18 protein-coding genes are annotated in these 18,840 nt (G+C 74.0%); 11 read left to right on the plus strand and 7 right to left on the minus strand.

Going from position 1 to position 18,840, the window contains the following annotated elements; all coding sequences use genetic code 11:
• Positions 1–54: 54 nt before the first annotated feature.
• On the plus strand, positions 55–1,368 hold the full coding sequence (locus tag BLR33_RS30835) for an MDR family MFS transporter (protein ID WP_265737057.1): 1,314 nt from the start codon (positions 55–57) through the stop codon (positions 1,366–1,368).
• A 79-nt stretch (positions 1,369–1,447) separates the two neighbouring features.
• Here the strand turns inward: BLR33_RS30835 and BLR33_RS30840 are convergent, their stop codons facing one another.
• Positions 1,448–1,996: a type III secretion system chaperone family protein gene (locus BLR33_RS30840; RefSeq protein WP_093787954.1), complete on the minus strand. Its 549-nt coding sequence runs from the start codon at positions 1,994–1,996 to the stop codon at positions 1,448–1,450.
• Positions 1,989–3,242: a D-inositol-3-phosphate glycosyltransferase gene (gene mshA, locus BLR33_RS30845; protein ID WP_245771776.1), complete on the minus strand. Its 1,254-nt coding sequence runs from the start codon at positions 3,240–3,242 to the stop codon at positions 1,989–1,991. Before mshA ends, BLR33_RS30840 begins: the two co-directional genes overlap by 8 nt.
• A gap of 332 nt (positions 3,243–3,574) precedes the next feature.
• Between mshA and BLR33_RS30850 the strand changes: the two genes are divergently transcribed.
• The 3 genes from BLR33_RS30850 (at position 3,575) to BLR33_RS30860 (ending at position 6,739) form a co-directional block, all read left to right on the plus strand.
• Complete coding sequence (locus tag BLR33_RS30850) at positions 3,575–4,375, plus strand: SAM-dependent methyltransferase (protein WP_093787956.1); 801 nt, start codon at positions 3,575–3,577, stop codon at positions 4,373–4,375.
• Between the two features lie 507 nt (positions 4,376–4,882).
• Entirely contained in the window at positions 4,883–6,130 is a 1,248-nt protein-coding gene (locus BLR33_RS30855; RefSeq protein WP_093787957.1) for a PP2C family protein-serine/threonine phosphatase, read from the plus strand.
• 225 nt (positions 6,131–6,355) lie between these two features.
• Positions 6,356–6,739 (plus strand): DUF2516 family protein, encoded by a 384-nt coding sequence (locus BLR33_RS30860; RefSeq protein ID WP_093787958.1) that lies wholly within the window; start codon positions 6,356–6,358, stop codon positions 6,737–6,739.
• Between the two features lie 33 nt (positions 6,740–6,772).
• On the opposite strand, the gene BLR33_RS30865 is transcribed toward BLR33_RS30860, so the two are convergent.
• Positions 6,773–7,687 carry a LysR family transcriptional regulator gene (locus BLR33_RS30865; protein ID WP_093787959.1) on the minus strand — a complete coding sequence of 305 codons (915 nt, stop codon included), beginning with the start codon at positions 7,685–7,687 and terminating at the stop codon, positions 6,773–6,775.
• A gap of 71 nt (positions 7,688–7,758) precedes the next feature.
• Between BLR33_RS30865 and BLR33_RS30870 the strand changes: the two genes are divergently transcribed.
• The gene (locus tag BLR33_RS30870; RefSeq protein ID WP_093787960.1) at positions 7,759–8,646 is read left to right on the plus strand and encodes an SDR family NAD(P)-dependent oxidoreductase; all 888 of its coding nucleotides are present in this window, start codon (positions 7,759–7,761) and stop codon (positions 8,644–8,646) included.
• Positions 8,647–8,716: 70 nt separating this feature from the next.
• Positions 8,717–9,661, plus strand: a complete 945-nt coding sequence (locus tag BLR33_RS30875; RefSeq protein WP_093787961.1) for an SDR family NAD(P)-dependent oxidoreductase — start codon at positions 8,717–8,719, stop codon at positions 9,659–9,661.
• Positions 9,662–9,847: 186 nt separating this feature from the next.
• Here the strand turns inward: BLR33_RS30875 and BLR33_RS30880 are convergent, their stop codons facing one another.
• On the minus strand, positions 9,848–10,387 hold the full coding sequence (locus BLR33_RS30880) for a hypothetical protein (protein ID WP_093787962.1): 540 nt from the start codon (positions 10,385–10,387) through the stop codon (positions 9,848–9,850).
• Between the two features lie 22 nt (positions 10,388–10,409).
• On the minus strand, positions 10,410–10,856 hold the full coding sequence (locus BLR33_RS30885; protein WP_093787963.1) for a helix-turn-helix domain-containing protein: 447 nt from the start codon (positions 10,854–10,856) through the stop codon (positions 10,410–10,412).
• A 238-nt stretch (positions 10,857–11,094) separates the two neighbouring features.
• Between BLR33_RS30885 and BLR33_RS30890 the strand changes: the two genes are divergently transcribed.
• The 5 genes from BLR33_RS30890 to BLR33_RS30910 all read left to right on the plus strand — a co-directional run bounded on the left by BLR33_RS30890 (position 11,095) and on the right by BLR33_RS30910 (position 15,353).
• On the plus strand, positions 11,095–11,580 hold the full coding sequence (locus BLR33_RS30890) for a DUF2199 domain-containing protein (protein ID WP_245771777.1): 486 nt from the start codon (positions 11,095–11,097) through the stop codon (positions 11,578–11,580).
• Between the two features lie 145 nt (positions 11,581–11,725).
• Positions 11,726–12,166 carry a GNAT family N-acetyltransferase gene (locus BLR33_RS30895; protein WP_093787965.1) on the plus strand — a complete coding sequence of 147 codons (441 nt, stop codon included), beginning with the start codon at positions 11,726–11,728 and terminating at the stop codon, positions 12,164–12,166.
• A gap of 36 nt (positions 12,167–12,202) precedes the next feature.
• Positions 12,203–13,081 carry a GNAT family N-acetyltransferase gene (locus BLR33_RS30900; RefSeq protein WP_093787966.1) on the plus strand — a complete coding sequence of 293 codons (879 nt, stop codon included), beginning with the start codon at positions 12,203–12,205 and terminating at the stop codon, positions 13,079–13,081.
• A gap of 55 nt (positions 13,082–13,136) precedes the next feature.
• On the plus strand, positions 13,137–14,033 hold the full coding sequence (locus tag BLR33_RS30905) for an aminoglycoside phosphotransferase family protein (RefSeq protein ID WP_176930659.1): 897 nt from the start codon (positions 13,137–13,139) through the stop codon (positions 14,031–14,033).
• Positions 14,034–14,324: 291 nt separating this feature from the next.
• Positions 14,325–15,353: an aspartate-semialdehyde dehydrogenase gene (locus tag BLR33_RS30910; protein WP_093787967.1), complete on the plus strand. Its 1,029-nt coding sequence runs from the start codon at positions 14,325–14,327 to the stop codon at positions 15,351–15,353.
• Positions 15,354–15,396: 43 nt separating this feature from the next.
• Here BLR33_RS30910 and BLR33_RS36825 read toward each other — a convergent pair whose 3' ends face one another.
• Positions 15,397–16,668, minus strand: coding sequence for a M14 family zinc carboxypeptidase (locus BLR33_RS36825; protein ID WP_093787968.1), 1,272 nt, complete (start codon positions 16,666–16,668; stop codon positions 15,397–15,399).
• Positions 16,669–16,979: 311 nt separating this feature from the next.
• The gene (locus BLR33_RS30920; protein ID WP_093787969.1) at positions 16,980–18,284 is read right to left on the minus strand and encodes a M14 family zinc carboxypeptidase; all 1,305 of its coding nucleotides are present in this window, start codon (positions 18,282–18,284) and stop codon (positions 16,980–16,982) included.
• Positions 18,285–18,840 lie beyond the last annotated feature (556 nt).

The raw sequence follows: 18,840 nt of genomic DNA on the forward strand, positions 1-18,840 counted from the left end.
CCTCAGGAAGAGCCTCCGGGGAGACCTCACCCGACGCCCCGGGGAACGCCTCGAGTGACGTCTCCGGGACCGCCCCGAGGGACAACCTCCCCGACCCGCCGCCAGAAGCGCTCCCTCCCCACCACCCTGCGCGGCCCCTTCGCCGGAAAACTCACCGGAAAGCTCACCGAACCCCTCACCGAAACCCTCGGCGGCCTCCCCGGCGCCTACTGGTGGCTGTGGACCAGCACCCTGGTCAACCGCCTCGGCGGCTTCGTCGCCACCTTCCTGACGCTCTACCTCACCGTCCAGCGCGGCTACTCCCCCTCCTACGCCGGCCTCGTCGCCGCCCTCTACGGTCTCGGCGGCGCCGCCGGCGCGGTCGTCGGCGGCGTCCTCGCCGACCGCCTCGGCCGCCGCGTCACCCTCCTCACCTCGCAGCTCGGCGCCGCCGCCCTCACCGCCTCGCTCGCCCTGATCACCCACCCCGCCGCCCTCGCCGCCACCGCCGCGGGCCTCGGCCTGGTCGGCAACGCCTCGCGGCCCGCCACCTCCGCGATGATCGCCGACCTCGTACGGCCCGAGGACCGCGCCCGCGCCTTCTCCGTCAACTACTGGGCGGTCAACATCGGCTTCGGCGTCTCCGCGGCCGCCGCCGGCTTCATCGCCACGGTCGGCTACACCTGGCTCTTCCTGGGCGACGCGGCCTCCACCCTGCTGTGCGCGCTCGTCGTCTTCGCCAAGGTGCGCGAGACGCTGCCGCCGCCCGTCCCCCTGGACGCGGCCGGCCCCGCGCCCCGGCCGGCCACCCTCGGCGGTGTCCTGCGCGACTCGCGCTTCATGGCCCTGGTCGCGCTGACCTTCCTGCTCGGCTCCGTCCTCCAGCAGGGCTCGTCCACCCTGGCGGTCGACATGGGCGCGAGCGGCCTGTCCACCGGGCGGTACGGCCTGGTGATCGGCCTGAACGGGCTGGTCATCGTGCTGCTCCAGATCCCGCTGACCCGCATGCTGCGCCGTCACGGCAGCGGCACCCTGCTCGCGGCCGGCTCCCTCCTGATCGGCTGGGGCTTCGGCCTCACCGTCCTCGCGAGTTCGGCGGGCGTCTACGCGGTGACGGTCGTCGTGTGGACGCTCGGCGAGATCGTCCACGCCCCGGCCGCGATGGCGGTGGTCGCCGAGATCGCCCCGGCGGACGCGCGCGGCCGCTACCAGGGCATGTACTCCCTCGCCTGGTCCGGCGCCGCCTTCGCCGGCCCCCTGGCGGGCGGCCTCGCCCTGGACCACCTGGGCCGCACAGCGGTCTGGTCCGCCTGCGCGGTCCTCGGCACGGCAGCGGCAACGGGCTACGCCACCCTCCTCCGCCCCCACCCCAAAGCCCCAACGGCATGAAGTGTCCCCGTGGAAGCGGCAGCTGAGCAGGAGCCGCAGAAGAGGCGGCGTGCGGAAGAAGCCGGAACCTGACGCGGGGTCAGGTGGGGTCAGGTGGGGTGAGGTCCTTGGTGAGGTGGGTGAAGGCGTCCAGGTTGCGGGTGGGTTCGCCGCGGGAGACGCGCCAGGCGTACTCCTTGCGGATCGCGGTGGTGAAGCCGAGTTCGAGGAGGGTGTTGAAGGAGCCGTCCGCGTGCTCGACCACCGCGCCCAGGAGGCGGTCGACCTCGTCGGGGGTGGCGGCGGCGAGGGGGAGGCGCGCGGTGAGGTAGACGTCGCCGAGGCGGTCGATCGCGTAGGCGACGCCGTACATGCGCAGGTTGCGCTCCAACAGCCAGCGGTAGAAGGCCTCGTGGTTCTCGTCGGGGTGGCGGACCACGAAGGCGTTCAGCGAGAGCGTGTGCGCCCCGACGATCAACTGGCAGGTCGTGGAGAGCTTGCGGGTGCCGGGCAACTGGGTGACGTACGTGCCCGGTTGTGGCGACTCGTACGTCAACTCGGCCTCGCGCAGCGCCTGTTCGACGGCCTCGCAGGCGCGGGCGGTCGCCCCGGCGGCCGTGGGCCCCTGCGGCTCGTGCTGGTCAGCCATGGGCCGATCGTAGGTGACGGCGGTGCGCGTCCTGCGCTGCCGCGTACACCTCGGCCGTGTCGGCGGCGGCGGCCTCCCAGCCGAAGCAGCGGGCGTGCCGGGCCGCGGCGGCGCCGAGCTTCTCGCTCAGGCCCGGGTTCTCCACGAAGCGGCGCAGCACCTGCGCGTAGTCGCGCGGGTCGTGGCCGCGTACGAGGTAGCCGGTGCAGCCGTCCCGTACGGCGACCGGCAGGCCGCCGACCGCGGCGGCGACCACGGGGGTGCCGCACGCCTGCGCCTCGATCGCCACCAGCCCGAAGCTCTCGCTGTAGGAGGGCATCACGAGCACGGTGGCCGCGCGGTACCAGTCGGCGAGGCTCTGCTGGTCCACCGGCGGCTGGAACCGCAGGACATCGCACACGCCGAGCCGCGCGGCCAGCTTGTGCAGCGCCTCGGGCCTGTCCAGACCGCTGCCGCTGGGGCCGCCGACGATGGGGACGACCAGCCGGTCGCGCAGCGCGGGCTCCTGGTCGAGCAGGACCGCGACCGCGCGGACCAGCACATCGGGGGCCTTCAGCGGCTGGATGCGGCCGGCGAAGAGGGGGACGATCGCGTTCTGCGGGATCGACAGGCGGCGGCGGGCCGCGGCGCGGCCGTCGGCCTCCGGCCGGAAGCGTTCGAGGTTGACGCCCGGGTGGACGACGGCGAGCTTGCCGGGGTCGGCCTCGTAGTGCCGCCGCAGGTCGGCGGCCTCCTCCTCGGTGTTCGCGATCAGCTTGTCCGCGGCGGCGACGATCTGCTGCTCGCCGATGACGCGGGCCATCGGCTCGGGCCGGTCGTCCTCGGCGAGGGCGGCGTTCTTGACCTTGGCCATGGTGTGCATCGCGTGGACGAGGGGGACGCCCCAGCGCTCGGAGGCGAGCCAGCCGACGTGGCCGGACAGCCAGTAGTGCGAGTGGACCAGGTCGTAGTGGCCGGGGTGGTGGCCCGCCCAGGCGGTCATGACGCCGTGGGTGAAGGGGCACAGCTGGGCGGGGAGGTCCTCCTTGGCCAGGCCCTCGTACGGTCCGGCGGCGATGTGCCGGACGAGGACGCCGGGGGCCAGCTCCACGCTCGGCGGGTCGCCCGCGGCGGTCGCGCGGGTGAAGATCTCGACCTCGATGTCCTGCTGGGCGAGGCGCTTGGCCAGTTCGACGATGTAGACGTTCATGCCGCCGGCGTCGCCCGTGCCGGGCTGGTGCAGGGGGGAGGTGTGGACGCTCAGCATGGCGACCCGGCGGATTGCCCGGCGGTGGCCTTCGGGGATGAGGAGGGGTCCACGTGGGCTCCCCGCAGGAGGGGCCGCCTTCGGCGTGGCGGTGCCCCTCGGCCGGGATGTGTACGTGGTCACCCTGTATTTCCTTCCCGCGGCCGGAACCTTCGCTTCAACCTTGGCTAACGGTGGGGCGGGGCGGCGCATTTCCGTGTGGGCTGAATGTTGCCGCGTTGTTACTACGGGGCGGCTGCCCGCCGCGGGGGCTTCCATACGTTGCCGGGTGCCGCGGGGGCGGGTGGGTCGTGGCCCTGGGGGCTCGGTTGGGCGCGGCTACGCTCGGGGGCATGAAGGCTGTGGGGGTGGTGACCAGGGGGACCACCCATCCGAATCGGTTGCGGCGGATGGATCGCTGGGTGGCGGCGCGGCTGGGGCGGGAGCTGCGGGGGGCCGGGGCGGGGGCCGTCGCGGTGGATCTGGGGTACGGGGCGGCGCCCTGGACGGCGGTAGAGCTGCTGGAGCGGCTGCGCAGGGTGAACCCGCGTACGGAGGTGGTCGGCGTCGAGATCGATCCCGCGCGGGTGGCGGCCGCGGCACCGTACGCCCGTGAAGGGCTCCGCTTCGTACGCGGCGGCTTCGAACTGCCCCTCCCCCGCGCGGAGCGCCCGCTGCTGATCCGCGCCGCGAACGTGCTGCGGCAGTACGGCGAGAGCGAGGTCGAGGCCGTGTGGTCGCTGCTGTGCCGGCGGCTGGCCCCCAACGGCCTGCTGGTGGAAGGCACCTGCGACGAGATCGGCCGCCGCCACGTATGGGTCGCGCTCGGCCCCGAGGGCCCCCGCTCGGTGACCTTCGCCACGCGCCTCGCCTCCCTGGACCGCCCCTCCGACCTGGCCGAACGGCTCCCGAAGGCACTGATCCACCGCAACGTCCCCGGTGAGCCGGTGCACGCCTTCCTCACGGCGTTCGACCGCGCTTGGGCCTCGGCGGCGCCGCTGTCCGCGCTGGGCGCCCGGCAGCGGTGGATCCGTACGGCGCTGGACCTGCGCGAGGCCGGCTGGCCCGTGCTCGACGGTCCCGCGCGCTGGCGGCAGGGCGAGTTGACAGTGGCGTGGGACGCGCTGGCGCCGCGCAAGCCCCGTAAGCCGTAAGCCGCGCGAGCTGCAAGCCGCGAAAGCCGTAGAAGCCGTAGCAGCCGCGCGGACCGTAGCCACGGACAAGCCGTAAGCAGGACAAACCGTTACCAGGGCGAGCAGCAACTCGGGCACACCGCAAGCCCGACAAGCCGACCGTACGACCACGACCTTCCGCCGCGGCGATCAACCCTCAGGCTCCTCTCAGGCGTCCTTAGGGCCGCCATAACCCGCGGTCCGTAGCCTCGACGTGCACGGCATCGCGCGCCGCACCCGCGGCCCGCGCACGCCGTAAGTCCGGCTAAGGGCCGGGCAGGACGCACGGTTGCACCGTATACACGTGAGCTTGGTCATGTGCAGACGCCCACATCCGTGCCGAAATCCCCCGCCCACCACGGCAAATGAGCGGCATATGACAGGACACGTTCACTTGCGGCACTCCCGTACCGCCCATGTGAGCCACTAGGGTCACCAGACCGAGCACCGTCGAACGTCCCGCCGGACCAGGAGGCGAAAGGAGCCGTGATGTCGACCACCGGGCACCGCACAGAGCGGCACCATGCCCCCGCCGGGGAGACCCGCGGCGGCGAAGGCGCGCTCCTCCTGCCGCATCCGCGCGCCGAGGACGCCGCCCCGCCCACGCTGACCCTGCTCGTCATCGGCGACGACGCGACCGGCGCCTTCACCGCGCCGTACTTCCAGGAGCCGAACGGGCCGCGCATCCGCGTGCTGCGGGCCCGGACCCTCACCGCGGCCGGGCGGCTGCTCACCGATGACGTCCACTGCATCCTGCTCGACCTGCCCGACGTCCTGGACGGCCTGCGGTACGTCATGCGGCTCGCGCCCGGCACCGCCGTCCTGGTCCTGACCGACGGCTCCGACGACGCCAAGGCCGCCGAGGCCGTACGGGTGGGCGCACAGGAGCACTTGGCGCGCGACGAGGTGGACGGCGGGGCCGTGACCCGGGCCGTGCGCTACGCGGTGGAGCGCAAGCGCGCCGACCTCGCGCAGCGCCAGCTCAGCGAGACACGGCTGCTCGCCCAGGAGAACCGCCGGCTGGAGCGGGGCCTGCTGCCCACGCCCCTGCTGGAGGGCGCCACCGGGCTGCGGTTCGCCGCCCGTTACCGCCCCGGCCGCAGCCGCGCCCTGCTCGGCGGCGACTTCTACGACACGGTGCGCACGCCGGACGGCACGGTGCACGCGATGATCGGCGACGTGTGCGGGCACGGGCCCGACGCGGCCGCGCTCGGCGTCGAACTGCGCATCGCCTGGCGGGCGCTGACCTTCGCCGGGCTCGGCGGGGCCGACCTGCTCCGCACGCTCCAGGACGTGCTGGTGCACGAGCGGGCCGACGAGGAGATCTTCGCCACGCTGTGCGTGGTGGACATCGCGCCCGGCGGTCGCGGTGCGACCCTGCACCTCGCCGGGCACCCGGCGCCGCTGCTCGCCTCGCCCGGCGGGGTCGGCATCCTGCCGTACGAGGAGGGCGGCCCGGCGCTCGGGCTGCTCCCCGAGGCGGAGTGGATCCCGGTGCCGATCGCTCTGGAGGGGCCCTGGTCGCTCATGCTCTACACCGACGGGCTGATCGAGGGGCGGATCGGCGCGGGCACGGGGCGGCTGGGCCAGGAGGGGATGCTGGAGATCGCGGCGGACCGGCTGGCCGCGGGCCTGCGTGGCGAGGGGCTGCTGGACGCGGTGGTGACGCGGGCGCGCGAGCTGAACGGCGGGGAGCTGACGGACGACGTGGCCATGGTGCTGCTGGAGGGTGTGTAGGGGCCGTCGCAGGTCGCGTACGGGCCGGATGGGACCCCCTTGTACGGGCCGGGACGGCGAGTGCGGAGGGCTGGGGCGCGGCGGCCGCCGGTGGGGCGGGGCCGGGCCGGACGGCTGCGCGGGATCGAATCGGGCCGCACGGGCACCTTGGGTGCGAAGGCGTCGTTGTCGGGGTAGGACGGGTACGGTTGCATGACCCGACGGTTCCGATGGTGAAGTGAGGCGGTGGACGGCGTGCTGGTAACAGGGTTCTACTCGGTGATCGCCCTGATCTCCTGGGCACTGCTGCTCTTGGCGATCTTCGCCTTCATCGACGCGGCGATCCACCGCGAGGACGCGTACCGCGCCGCCGACAAGAACACGAAGGGGTTCTGGCTGATCATCCTCGGCATCGCGGCCGTGGTGATGAAGCTGTTCAGCATCATGTCGTTCCTGCCGATCATCGGCCTGATCGCGGTGATCGTGTACATGGTCGACGTCCGCCCGGCGCTGCGCAACGTCAGCGGCCGCGGCGGCGGTTCGGGCCGGGGCGGCTGGCGCCGTGGCGGCTCCCGCAGCGGCGGCAGCAGCTCGGACGGCCCCTACGGTCCGTACAACGGCCGCCGCTGAGCTTTCCCCGCACCCCTTACTTCCAGGCGATCGCTACTGCCAGGCGATCGCCTCGGCGCGCAGCACCGCGGCCACGCGGCTGATCTGCTGCGTCGGCGGGCCGGGCAGGCGGGCCAGCAGCAGGCGCCGCTGCTCCTGGGGGCCGCCGCGGACCGGCAGGACGCGTACCCCGGGCGGTGCGACGGACACGAGGGTGGCAGGCACGGTGGTCAGCCCGCAGCCCGCGGCGACGAGGTGGAGCTTGGCCAGCCAGTCCCGCGCGGTCAGCACGATCTCGGGCCTCTCGTCCAGGCCCGGCCACACGCCCATCACCCGCTCCTCCTCCGAGGCGGAGCCGGCGATCCACCGCTGACCGCGCAGGTCGGCGATGTCCACATAGGTACCGCGGGCCAGCGGATGGCCGGCCGGGACCGCGATGCGCAGGGCGCGTTCGCTCAGCGTCTGCAGGGCGAGCGGGGGCGACTCGGTGTCCGGCGCGCGGAAGGGCGGCGCGGAGCCGAGCAGGGCGAGGTCGATGCTGCCGGAGCGAAGGGCGCGCGCGAGCGCGGGGGTGCCGCCCTCGCGGCCGACGACGTGCAGGCCGGGGTCGGTCCGGCTCAGCTCCGCGAGAGCCCGGGCGACCACGACGGCGCCCGCGCTGGGCACCCAGCCGAGGCGGACCGTCCCGCCCTGCTCCGGCAGGCCGGACAGCTCGCGCGCGGTGGCCTCGATCTCGTCGAGCACTGTCGCAGCGCGGCGCATGACGATACGGCCGGCGTCGGTGAGCCGGACGCCGTCGCGCCGCCGTTCCAGCAGTTCGGTGCCCGCCGCGCGCTCGATCGCGGCGATCTGCCGGGACACGGCGGACTGGGTGTAGCCCAGCGACACGGCGGCCGCGGTGAAGGTGCCCTGCTCGGCCACGGCCCGCAGGACGCGCAGCGCGGTGAGCGACACATCGGTGAAGTCCATGACGTTTACGCATAGCACGTGTGCCGAACTTTCGTTGGCGACATGGACGCGGCGTTCTTAGCGTGGAGGGCATGAACGTTTCCCGTATCGCCCTTGTCACCGGCGCCAACCAGGGACTCGGCCGCGCCCTCGCCGAGGGGTTGGCCGCCCGCATGGAGCCGGACGACCTGGTCCTGCTCACCGGCCGCAACCCGCAGCGGGTGGCCGACGCGGCGCGCGAGACCGCGCAGGCGGACGCGACCCGGGCCCGCGTCGAGGGCCGGGTCCTCGACGTCACGGACTCCGGCGCCGTCGCCCGCCTCGCCGAGGAGCTGCGGACCCGCCACGGCGGGGTCGACATCGTCGTGTCCAACGCGGTGGCCCGCCTGCTGCCCGGCGAGTCGCAGTCCGAGCGGGCCGACGAGTTCATCGACGTCTCCAACACCGCGACCCACACGATCCTGCGCGCCTTCGGCCCCATCCTGCGTCCGGGCGGCCGGCTCATCGTGGTGGCCAGCAGCCTCGGCACCCTCGGCCACCTCCCCGCGCGGCTGCACCCCCTCTTCGACGGCGCGAGCCTCGACCAGGTCGAGTACGCCGTCGAGTCCTGGCGCACGGCCGTCCACCGGGGGACGGCCGTGGAGGAGGGCTGGCCGCTGTGGCTGAACGTGCCCTCGAAGGTGGCCCAGGTCGCCGCGGTCCGCGCGGTCGCCGCCGAGCGCCGCGAGCGCGACCTGGCGGCCGGCACCCTGGTCGCCGCCGTGTGCCCGGGGATGGTGGACACCCCCACCTCGCGCCCCTGGTTCGACGACTACAGCCAGGCCCAGTCCCCCGAGCAGGCCGCCGCCGCCGTCCTCGACCTGATCCTCGCCGAGCACGTCGACCCGGCCCTGTACGGGGAGCTGGTCCGCTTCGGCCACGCCCTGGACTGGCACGCCGGCACTCCGCCGACTGCCCAGAACGACCTGCTCGTCCCGTGACCCCGCGTCCGACGCACCCCTACCGCGCCCCTACCGCACCCCTACCGCACCACTGCAAGGAGTTCTCCCCGTGACTGCCCTCACCACCCCCTTCGGCTTCGGCACCACCACGGCCGAGGTCACCGAAGGGATCGACCTCACCGGCCGCCGCGCGGTCGTCACCGGCGCCTCGTCCGGGCTGGGCGCGGAGACGGCCCGCGCGCTGGCCGCCATCGGAGCGGAGGTCACCCTCGCCGTGCGGGACACGGCCGCGGGCGAGAAGGTCGCCAAGGAGATCACGGCGGCCACCGGCAACCACGACGTGCGCGTGGCGCCCCTCGACCTGACCGACCTGGCGTCGGTCGCCGCCTTCGCCGGCCGCTGGCAGGGGCCGCTGCACATCCTCGTGAACAACGCGGGCGTCATGGCCTGCCCCGAGCAGCACACCGAGCAGGGCTGGGAGTGGCAGTTCGCCACCAACCACCTGGGTCACTTCGCCCTCGCCACCGCCTTGCACGGCGCGCTGGCCGCGGCCGGCAATGCCCGGGTGGTGGCGGTGAGTTCGTCCGGGCACCAGCGGTCGCCGATCGTGTGGGACGACATCGACTTCGCCTTCCGCCCCTACGACCCCTGGCTCGCCTACGGCCAGTCCAAGACGGCCAACGTCCTCTTCGCGGTGGAGGCGAGCCGGCGCTGGGCCGGCGACGGCATCACCGCCAACGCGGTGATGCCCGGCGCGATCTACACCAATCTGCAGCGCCACACAGGCGGCGGGGGAAGCCGCCGGGTGCCCGCCGAGCTGATCAAGACCGTCGAACAGGGCGCGGCGACCTCGGTCCTGCTCGCGGCCTCGCCGCTCCTGGAGGGCATCGGCGGCCGCTACTTCGTCGACTGCAACGAGACGGAGGTCGTCGACCGGCGCTCCGGCACGCTGCACGGCGTGGCGCGGTACGCCGTCGACCCGGCGGGGGCGCAGCGGCTGTGGAACCTCTCGCAGGAACGGGTGGCGCGGTTCCTTCCCGGAAGCCTCGCCTAGCAAGCACCCCCCGGCGCTCCTTGGACGGCGCCCTTCGTACGAAGGGTGCGGCGTATCGCCCAAGGGGCGCCGGGGTCGGGCCCGGGTGACGCTCCGGGGGGTTGCGTGACCGGCCACGGCGGTTCCGGGGCCGGGAACGGCGGGGAACCCCCTACAGCGGGGGAACCCTCCTGCCCGGCGGGAGCCCTACGGCTTGCGCGGGGTCGTCTTCTTCGCGGGGGCCTGCTTCTTCGCCGCTGCGGGCGTCGGCTTGGCCTCGGGCTTCGCGGCCGGCTTGGCGGCGGGCTTCGCGCTCAGCTCGCCCTTGGGGTCGGCCTCCTCGCCGCGCCACTTGGCGACGGCTCCCTTGCCGCGGGCGGCCAGCTCGTCGTACGTCTCACGGGTCCGCACGGCGTACTCGGCCGCGCGGCCGACGCCCTGCAGAGCGATCCCCTGCACGGACTCGCCGAGCTTGCGGAGGTCCCGCAGCTCCTTGAGGTCGATGTCGGAGAACGTCTCGTTGAGCCGCGTCTGGGCGTCCTTGGCGCTCGCGGTGACGCGCTGCTGGACCTCCTTGGGGTCGGTCGCCCGCAGCTTGCCGATCCGCTCGGGCGCCTGCTCGCGGAACTTGTCCAGCAGCGCGGGCACCTCCTTGAGCTTCTCGGCGGCGAGGTCGGCGGTGCCCGCGACCGCGTACAGCGGGGTCGGGTTGCGCAGGCCCTTCACGATGTCGTCGGTGATAGCCATGGCTGTCGTTCCGTTCCTTTCGTCACGCGGTGGCGGCCGCGTCGTCGGGGCCGTCGGGTGCTTTCGGGTCGTCCGGGCCGCCCGGGCCGTTCCTGGGCCCGCCGGTGGGGGCCGGGTCGGCGGCGGCCGCGTTCTCCTTGCGGAAGGACTCGTAGATCTGGATCAGCACCTGCTTCTGGCGCTCGCTGATCGAGGGGTCCATGAGGATGGCGGCCGGCACTTCCAGCTCCTGCCGCTCGCGGGCGTCGAGCATGCCGGCCTGCACGTACAGCGTCTCGGCGGATATCCGCAGCGCCTTCGCGAGCTGCTGCAGGATCTCCGCGCTCGGCTTGCGCAGGCCGCGCTCGATCTGGCTCAGATAGGGGTTCGACACCCCGGCGGCGTCCGCCAGCTGCCGCAGGCTCAGCTGCGCGCTGCGCCGCTGCTCCCGCAGGAACTCCCCGAGCTCCCCGACCTTCAACGCACCCATCCCCCTACGATCCCCCACCCCGCTAACTTTTGCAAGCACCCCGCTTGCAACTGTAGCCCTCCCGAGCGAGCCGCCCTCCCCTGTACCACCCGAGGACGCCCCGGGCTGAAGGCGCCCCGAGGACCGGAAGGCCGGGCTGAGGCGTGGACCCCGCGCGCTGCTCAGTAGGGTGCGCGGCATGAGCATGGATGCCGGGTTCACTTGTTCGTGTTGCGGGGAGTACCACGCGGAGGTGCCCATGAGCTTCACGGCTCCCGCGCCCTATGTCTGGCAGCCGGGCTTTGCCGACGCGCCCGGGTGCCTCCTGTCGGCGGACCAGTGCGTCATCAACGACGAGCACTACTTCGTCAAGGGGCTCATCGAGATACCCGTCCTCGACGGCGACGAGGTCTTCTCCTGGGGCGTCTGGGTCTCGCTCAGCCGCTCCAACTTCGCCCGCGCGGCAGAACTCTGGGACACCCCCGGCCGCGAGTCCGAGCCCCCGTACTTCGGCTGGCTGTGCACGGACCTGCCCTTCTACTCCCCCACCACCATCCATCTCAAGACGCACGTCCACACCATGCCGGTCGGCCGGCGCCCCACGATCGAACTCGAACCGACGTCGCACCCCCTGGCCGTCGACCAGCGCACGGGCATCACCACGCAGCGCGTCCGCGAAATAGCCGAAGCGACCCTCCACCCCGGCTCGGCCTTGAGTCGGCTGCGACCTGACCCTGGCGCCTGAGGCTCCTCTCGCAGAGGGGCCGGCGGCGAGATGGGCGACGCCGCGAACCCCACCTCCAACGCCCTCTACCGGCGCATCGGTTACCGCCCGATCGCTCCGATCGACGTCTACGACTTCGCCGCCGCGGCCCCGTAAGGTCGGCGGCATGGGTGTCGTGGTCGAGGTGGCGGGCGAGGCGGGCGACGAACTCGTGGCAGCGCTGCGGCAGTTGCTGCCGCAACTGTCCCCCGAGGGGACGGTTCCCGACGCCGAAGCGATCGCGCGGGTGGCGGCCGCGGCGGCGAACACCGTGCTGGTCGCCCGCGTCGAAGGCGTGATCGTGGGGACGTTGACGCTCGTGGTCGTCCCCGGGCTCACGGGGACGCGGGCCCGGATCGAGGACGTGGTGGTGGACGGGGCCGCGCGCGGGCACGGCGTGGGAGCCGCGCTCACCGAGGAGGCGCTGCGCCTGGCCGAGCGGGCCGGCGCCCGCACCGTGGACCTCACCTCGCGCCCCTCCCGCGAAGCGGCGAACCGCCTCTACCGCCGCCTCGGCTTCGAGCCCCGCGACTCCCACGTGCTGCGGTACACCGTGCGGCCGCGCTGAGGAAAACCACTTGCGGCGCTCCGTAGCGTCGAAGGCATGACCGACATCGAGACCTTGCGCGCCGCGTACGACGAGCAGATGCGCGGCGTGCCTCCGCATCCCCCCGCGGGCGTCACCCACGAGCAGGACGGACCGCTGCTGCGGATCGTCGGGCAGCACCGCGGCTTCGTCACCGGTCCGCGCGATCTGGGGCTGCGCGGCGCGGAGCTGGACCGGCTGATCGCCCGGCAGCGGGACTGGTTCGCCGCCCGCGGCGAGGCCGTGGAGTGGAAGACCCGCGGGCACGACCTGCCCGCCGACCTGCCCGAACGCCTGCGCGCGGCCGGCTTCGTGCCCGAGGAGCAGGAGACGGTCCTCATCGGCCGCACGGCGGAGCTGGCCGGGCCGGCGGCCCCGCCGGAGGGCGTCACCCTGCGCCAGGTCACCGCGGACGCGGACATGCACCGCATCGCCGCGATGGAGTCGGCCGTCTGGGGCCAGGACTGGAGCTGGCTCGCCGACGACCTGATCGGCCGCGTGGCAGCGACTCCCGACGAGATCACGGTGCTGGTGGCGGAAGCCGCACCGGGGGCCGCACCGGGAGCGGCGGAAGCCCGTACCGGGTCCGGCCCCTCGGCCGCGCCCGTACTCGCCCCCGATGCCGGCCCCCGCGGCGAGGTCGTCTGCGCCGCCTGGCTCGTCCACCGGCCCGGCACCCGCTTCGCCAGCCTCTGGGGTGGCTCCACCCTGCCCGCCTGGCGGGGTCGCGGGATCTACCGGTCGCTGGTCGCCGCCCGCGCCGGGCTCGCCGCCGCCCGCGGGGTGGAATACCTGCAGGTCGACGCCTCCGACGACAGCGCCCCCATCCTCCGCCGCCTCGGCTTCCACGCCGTGACGACCACCACCCCGTACGTCTGGTCGCCGAAACCGGCGTAGGCACGTCGCCCCGGCCACGCATAAGCCCCAGGATGATCCGATGGACCCTCGCGCCATGCCCGCCGCAGAGCTGCCCCTTTCGCCCGCGCTCGTGCGGCGGCTGCTGGCCGAGCAGCACCCCGACCTCGCCGACCTGCCGGTCGAGGTGCTGGCCAACGGGTGGGACAACCTCGTCTGCCGGCTCGGCGACGACCTGCTGGTACGGCTCCCCCGCCGGGCCGCCTCCGCCGCGCTCGTGGCGCACGAGCAGCGCTGGCTGCCGGAGCTGGCCGCGCGCCTGCCGCTGCCCGTCCCGGCGCCGGTGCGCACCGGCCGTCCCGGCGCGGGGTACCCGTGGGCCTGGAGCGTGGTGCCCTACCTGCGCGGGGAGATCGCGGCCCGTACGCCGCCGGCCGACCCGTACGCGGCCGCGCTCGCGCTCGGCGGCTTCCTGCGGGCCCTGCACGTGCCGGCGCCGCCGGACGCCCCGGCCAATCCGGTGCGCGGCATCCCGCTCGCCGGACGGGCCGCCGGGGTCGGGCGGCAGCTCCCGCACCTGGAGGGCGCCGAGCGGGCGGCCGCCGGGCGGCTGTGGGAGGCGGCGGTCGCGGCCCCCGCCTGGGACGGCCCGCCGCTCTGGCTGCACGGCGACCTGCATCCGGCGAACGTCCTCATCGACGCGGGCGCGGTGGCGGCCGTGATCGACTTCGGCGACGTCACCGGGGGCGATCCGGCCACCGATCTGGCGGTGGCGTGGATGCTGCTGCCGGCGCGGGCCGCGCGCGAGGAGTTCCGCCGCGCGTACGGGCGGGCGGACGGCGCCACCTGGCTCCGGGCCCGCGGCTGGGCACTCGCCCTGGCCCTCGTCTTCCTCACCCATTCGGCCGACAATCCGCTGATGGCCGCGGTGGGCCGCCGCACCCTGGACGCGGTGCTGGCCGACGGGCCCGAGCCGGGACCCGCTTCCCGCTGACCGGCGGAGCCGCCTCGCAGGGGGGGTGGGCGGGCCCGTGCGGGCGGGGCCGTCTCGCAGCGTGGAAACGGGGGGCGCGGGGTTCGCGGGGCGAGGGATACTCGAACGGACCCGCACGCACGAAGGAACCCTCGGCCGGAAGCACGGCAAGCAAGGCGAGCACGGCAAGCACCGCACACTGCATGAGCCACGCAGTCCGCACCAGCCGGACAGGCCGGCACGGCAGCACGGCAGGCGCGCCGAGCACCGTACCGAGGGAACCCGCAGCCCCGTAAGAAGGAGAACGCCGCGATGAGGATCGGAATCGTCGGAGCCACCGGCCAGGTCGGCGGGGTCGTACGCAAGGTGCTGGCCGAGCGCGCGTTCCCGGTGACCGAGCTCCGTCTCTTCGCCTCGGCCCGCTCGGCCGGCCGCACGCTGGACTGGGCCGGGGGCCAGGTCACCGTCGAGGACGCGGCCACCGCCGACTACCGCGGCCTGGACATCGCGATCTTCTCGGCCGGCGGCGCCACCTCCCGGGCGCTGGCGGAGCGGGTGGCCGGCCAGGGCGTCGTGGTGATCGACAACTCCTCCGCGTGGCGCCGCGACCCCGAGGTGCCGCTGGTCGTCTCCGAGGTCAACCCGCACGCGCTCGCCCACCGTCCCAAGGGCATCATCGCCAACCCGAACTGCACCACGATGGCTGCCATGCCGGTGCTGCGGCCGCTGCACGCGGAGGCCGGGCTGGTCGCGCTGGTCGCCACCACCTACCAGGCGGTCTCCGGCTCGGGCCTGTCCGGCGTCGCCGAACTGCACGGCCAGGCGCTCAAGGTCACCGACCGGGCCGACGCCCTCACCTTCGACGGCGCCGCCGTGGAGTTCCCCGAGCCGGCCGTCTACAAGCGGCCCATCGCGTACAACGTGCTCCCCTTCGCCGGCAACCTCGTGGACGACGGCAGCTTCGAGACCGACGAGGAGCAGAAGCTGCGCAACGAGTCCCGCAAGATCCTGGAGATCCCCGAGCTGAAGGTCTCCGGCACCTGCGTGCGGGTCCCCGTCTTCACCGGCCACTCGCTGCAGCTCAACGCGCGCTTCGAGCGCCCGATCAGCGTCGAGCGGGCCTACGAGCTGCTGGCCGCCGCGCCCGGTGTCGAGATCTCCGAGATCCCCACCCCGCTGCAGGCCGCGGGCAAGGACCCCTCCTACGTCGGCCGCATCCGGGTGGACGAGACGGTGGAGAACGGCCTCGCGCTCTTCGTCTCCAACGACAACCTGCGCAAGGGCGCCGCGCTCAACGCGGTGCAGCTCGCCGAGCTGGTGGCGGCCGAACTCACGGCCTGAGCCGTGCGGTTCGAGCGGGGCCGCACCTCGGCCCCGCTCGCCTTCACGCCTCGGTCAGGTGCCGGAAGGTCGCCAGCACCGCCTGCGCCTGCAGTTCGGCCTGCGCGGACACCGGCACCCACACCGGCTGGTGCCCCTCCTCCAACTCGTCCGCCCAGCGGGCGAGTTGGCGTTCGCACACCGCCCGCACCTGGTCCTGGGCGATCCCGCTGCGGCCCTCCAGCAGCCGCAGCAGCATGCCCAGCGCCCGCAGCGGGATGCGCCGGGCGGCGATGTCGAGGGCGGCCAGGTGCGCCTGGGTGAGCGGTACGGGCGAGGGGTACAGCCGCTCCCAGTCGTCGGCGACCCGCAGGCACACCCCGGCGAGCGTGTCGACGACCCGCAGCAGGTGCGCCCGGCCGGGCGTCCCGGCCGGCAGCACCGCGCGGACCTCGGCGAGCAGCACCCGGGTGCGCTCGCTCTGCCGCCGCAGCAGCCGGGCGAGAGCGGCGAGCGCGGGCTCGGGCGCCGGGTGCAGGCCCGGGTCGGCGACCTTGCGCCCGGCCCACATGGGCACCTCGAAGAGCGCGGTCATCCCGCCGTAGCGGTGCGGCCGCACCCAGGTGGAGCGGTGGACGTCCTCGGGCAGGCTGTCGAAGCGGTCGTGCTCGCCGGGCTCGGGCAGCACGAAGACCCCGGGCCCTGAGCCGGTCCAGAACAGCGCGTCGTACGTCCCCGTCTGCACAGGCACGTCGTGCTCGGCGGACAGCTTGCCCAGCGGCTCGGAGAGGCCCGGCAGGTCGCGGGTGAGCTGGATCCACGAGCCGCCGACGTCGTTGCCGTGCAACGAGCACTGCAGGAAGGGCTGCAGCTCGTCGATGAGGTCCACCAGCACGCGGGACTCGGGCAGTTGGTCGTCGGCGGGGCGCACCGAGGGGGCCCACTCGGGCTGTTCGTCGGCCGGCGGGCGGTAGGCGTGCCGGAAGTGCGCGGCGGGGGTGCGGCGGACCGCCGGGCCGGTCTCGTTGCGCACGCTGCCGTCGGGGTCCAGGCAGAGCAGGAAGTGCCAGGTGGTGTCGGCGCCGGCGTGCAACCGCGGGTCCTGGGCGACGAGTTCGGCCAGCCGCAGGGCGGTGGCGGGGCCGACCCGCTCGTCGGAGTGCGGCCCGGCCACGACCAGGACGTTGCGCCGTCCGCGGCCCGCGGTCAGCAGGTGCATCGGCCGGTTCTCCCGTGTCCTGCCGATCACCCGCAGGTCGCACAGGCCCGGGTGGTAGCCCGCGAACGCGGAGGCCGCAGCCGCGACCCCCGCGACGCTCGGATAAGCGTCGGCCATCGCCGATGTCACGTCCCGTCGGAGTTGCTGTCGCCCGCGGTGCTCGGCTCGTCCGGCTGGTGGGGATCGGCCGTGTGCGGCACGGGATCTCCTTCCAGTCCAGGACGGCGGCGACGCGCGGTAGTTGGTGGTTTACCCCCGTTTTGGCCCGGTGCCTTGCCAAGGCTGCGCGGGCGCGCAGGCACTGTCAAGAGGCCCTTCGGCTCTGCCGCCGCGCACGGAAGCGGGCAACCGGCCGAGCCGAAGCGGGCGGACGGCGCCCATCGGCCGCCCCCGCGCCGGCGATACGGTCAACTCATCGGAAGCCACGGTCAGTTGAGCAGATCCACGGCGGCGAGCAGGGTACGGGCCTGCAACTCGGCCTGGTCCGCTATCGGTACCCAGCGCGCATCCATCGCGGCCATCAACTCCCGTGCGCCCGCGTCCAGTCGGCGCTCCAGCCGGGAGCGCAGCCGGGCCGGAGCGCTCAGCGGCGCGTCGTCGAGCCGGGCGGTGTCCAGCAGCCGCAGCAGCATGCCGTCGGCGCGCAGCGGGATGCGCCGGGCGGCGATGTCGAGCGCGGCCACGTGCGCCATGGTCAGCGCCACCGGGGAGGCGTCGGCAAGGCCCTCGAAGTCGTCGGCGAGCGAGGGGAAGACGGCCACGGCGTGCCGGACCCCGCGCAGCAGCGGGGCCGCGGGGCTGTCGGCGGCGAGCAGGCCGGCGCCCTCCAGCAGCGGCAGCGCCCGCTCCAGGAACTCCGCGGCGGTGGCGCCCTCCTTGCGCAGCCGCACCGCCAGCACGGTCAGCGCGTGCCCGGGGTCGGGGTGCGGCTCGGCGTAGGCGACCCGGCGGGTGGCCCACATCGGCACCTCGACCACCAGGGTGCGGCCGCGGTAGCGGTGCGGGCGCATCCACGTCGAGCCCTCCACGTCCTCCCGCTCGCTGGGCAGCCGGTCCGGCACCCCGGCGGGCGGCCGGACGAAGACGCCGGGCCCGGCCTCCTGCCAGAACAGCGCGTCGTACGTGCCGGACTGCACGGGGATGTCGAGTTCGGCGGCGAACTTCCCGAACGGCTCGGCCAGGCCCGGCACATCGGAGGTCAGCTGCACCCAGGCGCCGCCGACATCCGTGCCGTGCAGCGAGCACTGGAGCACCGGACGCAGCTCGTCGATGAGCGCGAACAGGGCGAGAGTTTCGGGGAGTTGGTCGAGCGGCTCGCGGAAGGAGGAGGCCCACTCGGGCTGTTCGGCGGGCGCCGGGCGGTAGGTGTGGCGGTAGTGCACGGCAGGGGGGCGCGGGCCCGCGGGTCCGCTCTCGTTGAGCACCGCGCCGTCCGGGTCGAGGCAGAGCAGGAAGTCCCAGGTGAGGTCGGCGTCCTTGAGCTGTTCGCGGTCGTGCACGGCCTGCTCGGCGAGCCACAGCGCGGTGGCGCCGCCGGCCTGCTCGTCCGGGTGCGGCCCGGCCACCACCAGCACGTGCCGGCGGCCGTGGCCGACCGACAGCAGCCACAGCGGCCGCCCGGCCCGCGACTCCCCCGCCAGCCGCATCCGGCACAGGTCCGGGTGCCGCAGGGCCAGTACGCGCGCGGCGGCCGCGATCCCTGAGACCGTCGGGTACGCGTCTGGCCCGCGCATCGGTGCTCCTTGCTCTGCGGTTACAGGGAGTTGAGGGCGCCCTACGATCAGCGCTTGCGCGCTGCGCACAGATTCTTTTCAGGGTTGACGGCGTGTCAAGTAGGCACCGCCCCGAAAAGGCCCAACCCCACCAGCACAAAGACCGATTCCCACCCCTTACCCCCGGTCGCACCCACGCCCATGGGCCCGCGGCCGGCCATGGCGGAACGGGACAGACGGGTCGCCCCCCAAGGGGCGCTGGGGGTGCCCGCGAGCCAAGCGCTGGGGGAGGAACGGCGCGAGAAACCGGCCACCGGCCTGCGGCCGGAAAGGCACCGCAACCACGAACGGCGAGAACCGGTCGCCGTATACCGAGCCGCGCCAAAGAACCCGCATCTTCCCCTCCCCCCGCACCCAAAGAATCCGATCTATTGGCACCACACACCCCCGCAAGCACATCAAGAACCGCAAGACCCAGCCCCGAACCCCCCGTAAGACCCGATCTTTGCCGTCCGATGAGTTGTATTCATCCCCTGCCCCATCCATACTCATCGCTCGTCAAACGCGTCTCACCCGG

The sequence above is a fragment of the Actinacidiphila guanduensis genome, from assembly GCF_900103985.1.
Taxonomy (GTDB): domain Bacteria; phylum Actinomycetota; class Actinomycetes; order Streptomycetales; family Streptomycetaceae; genus Actinacidiphila; species Actinacidiphila guanduensis.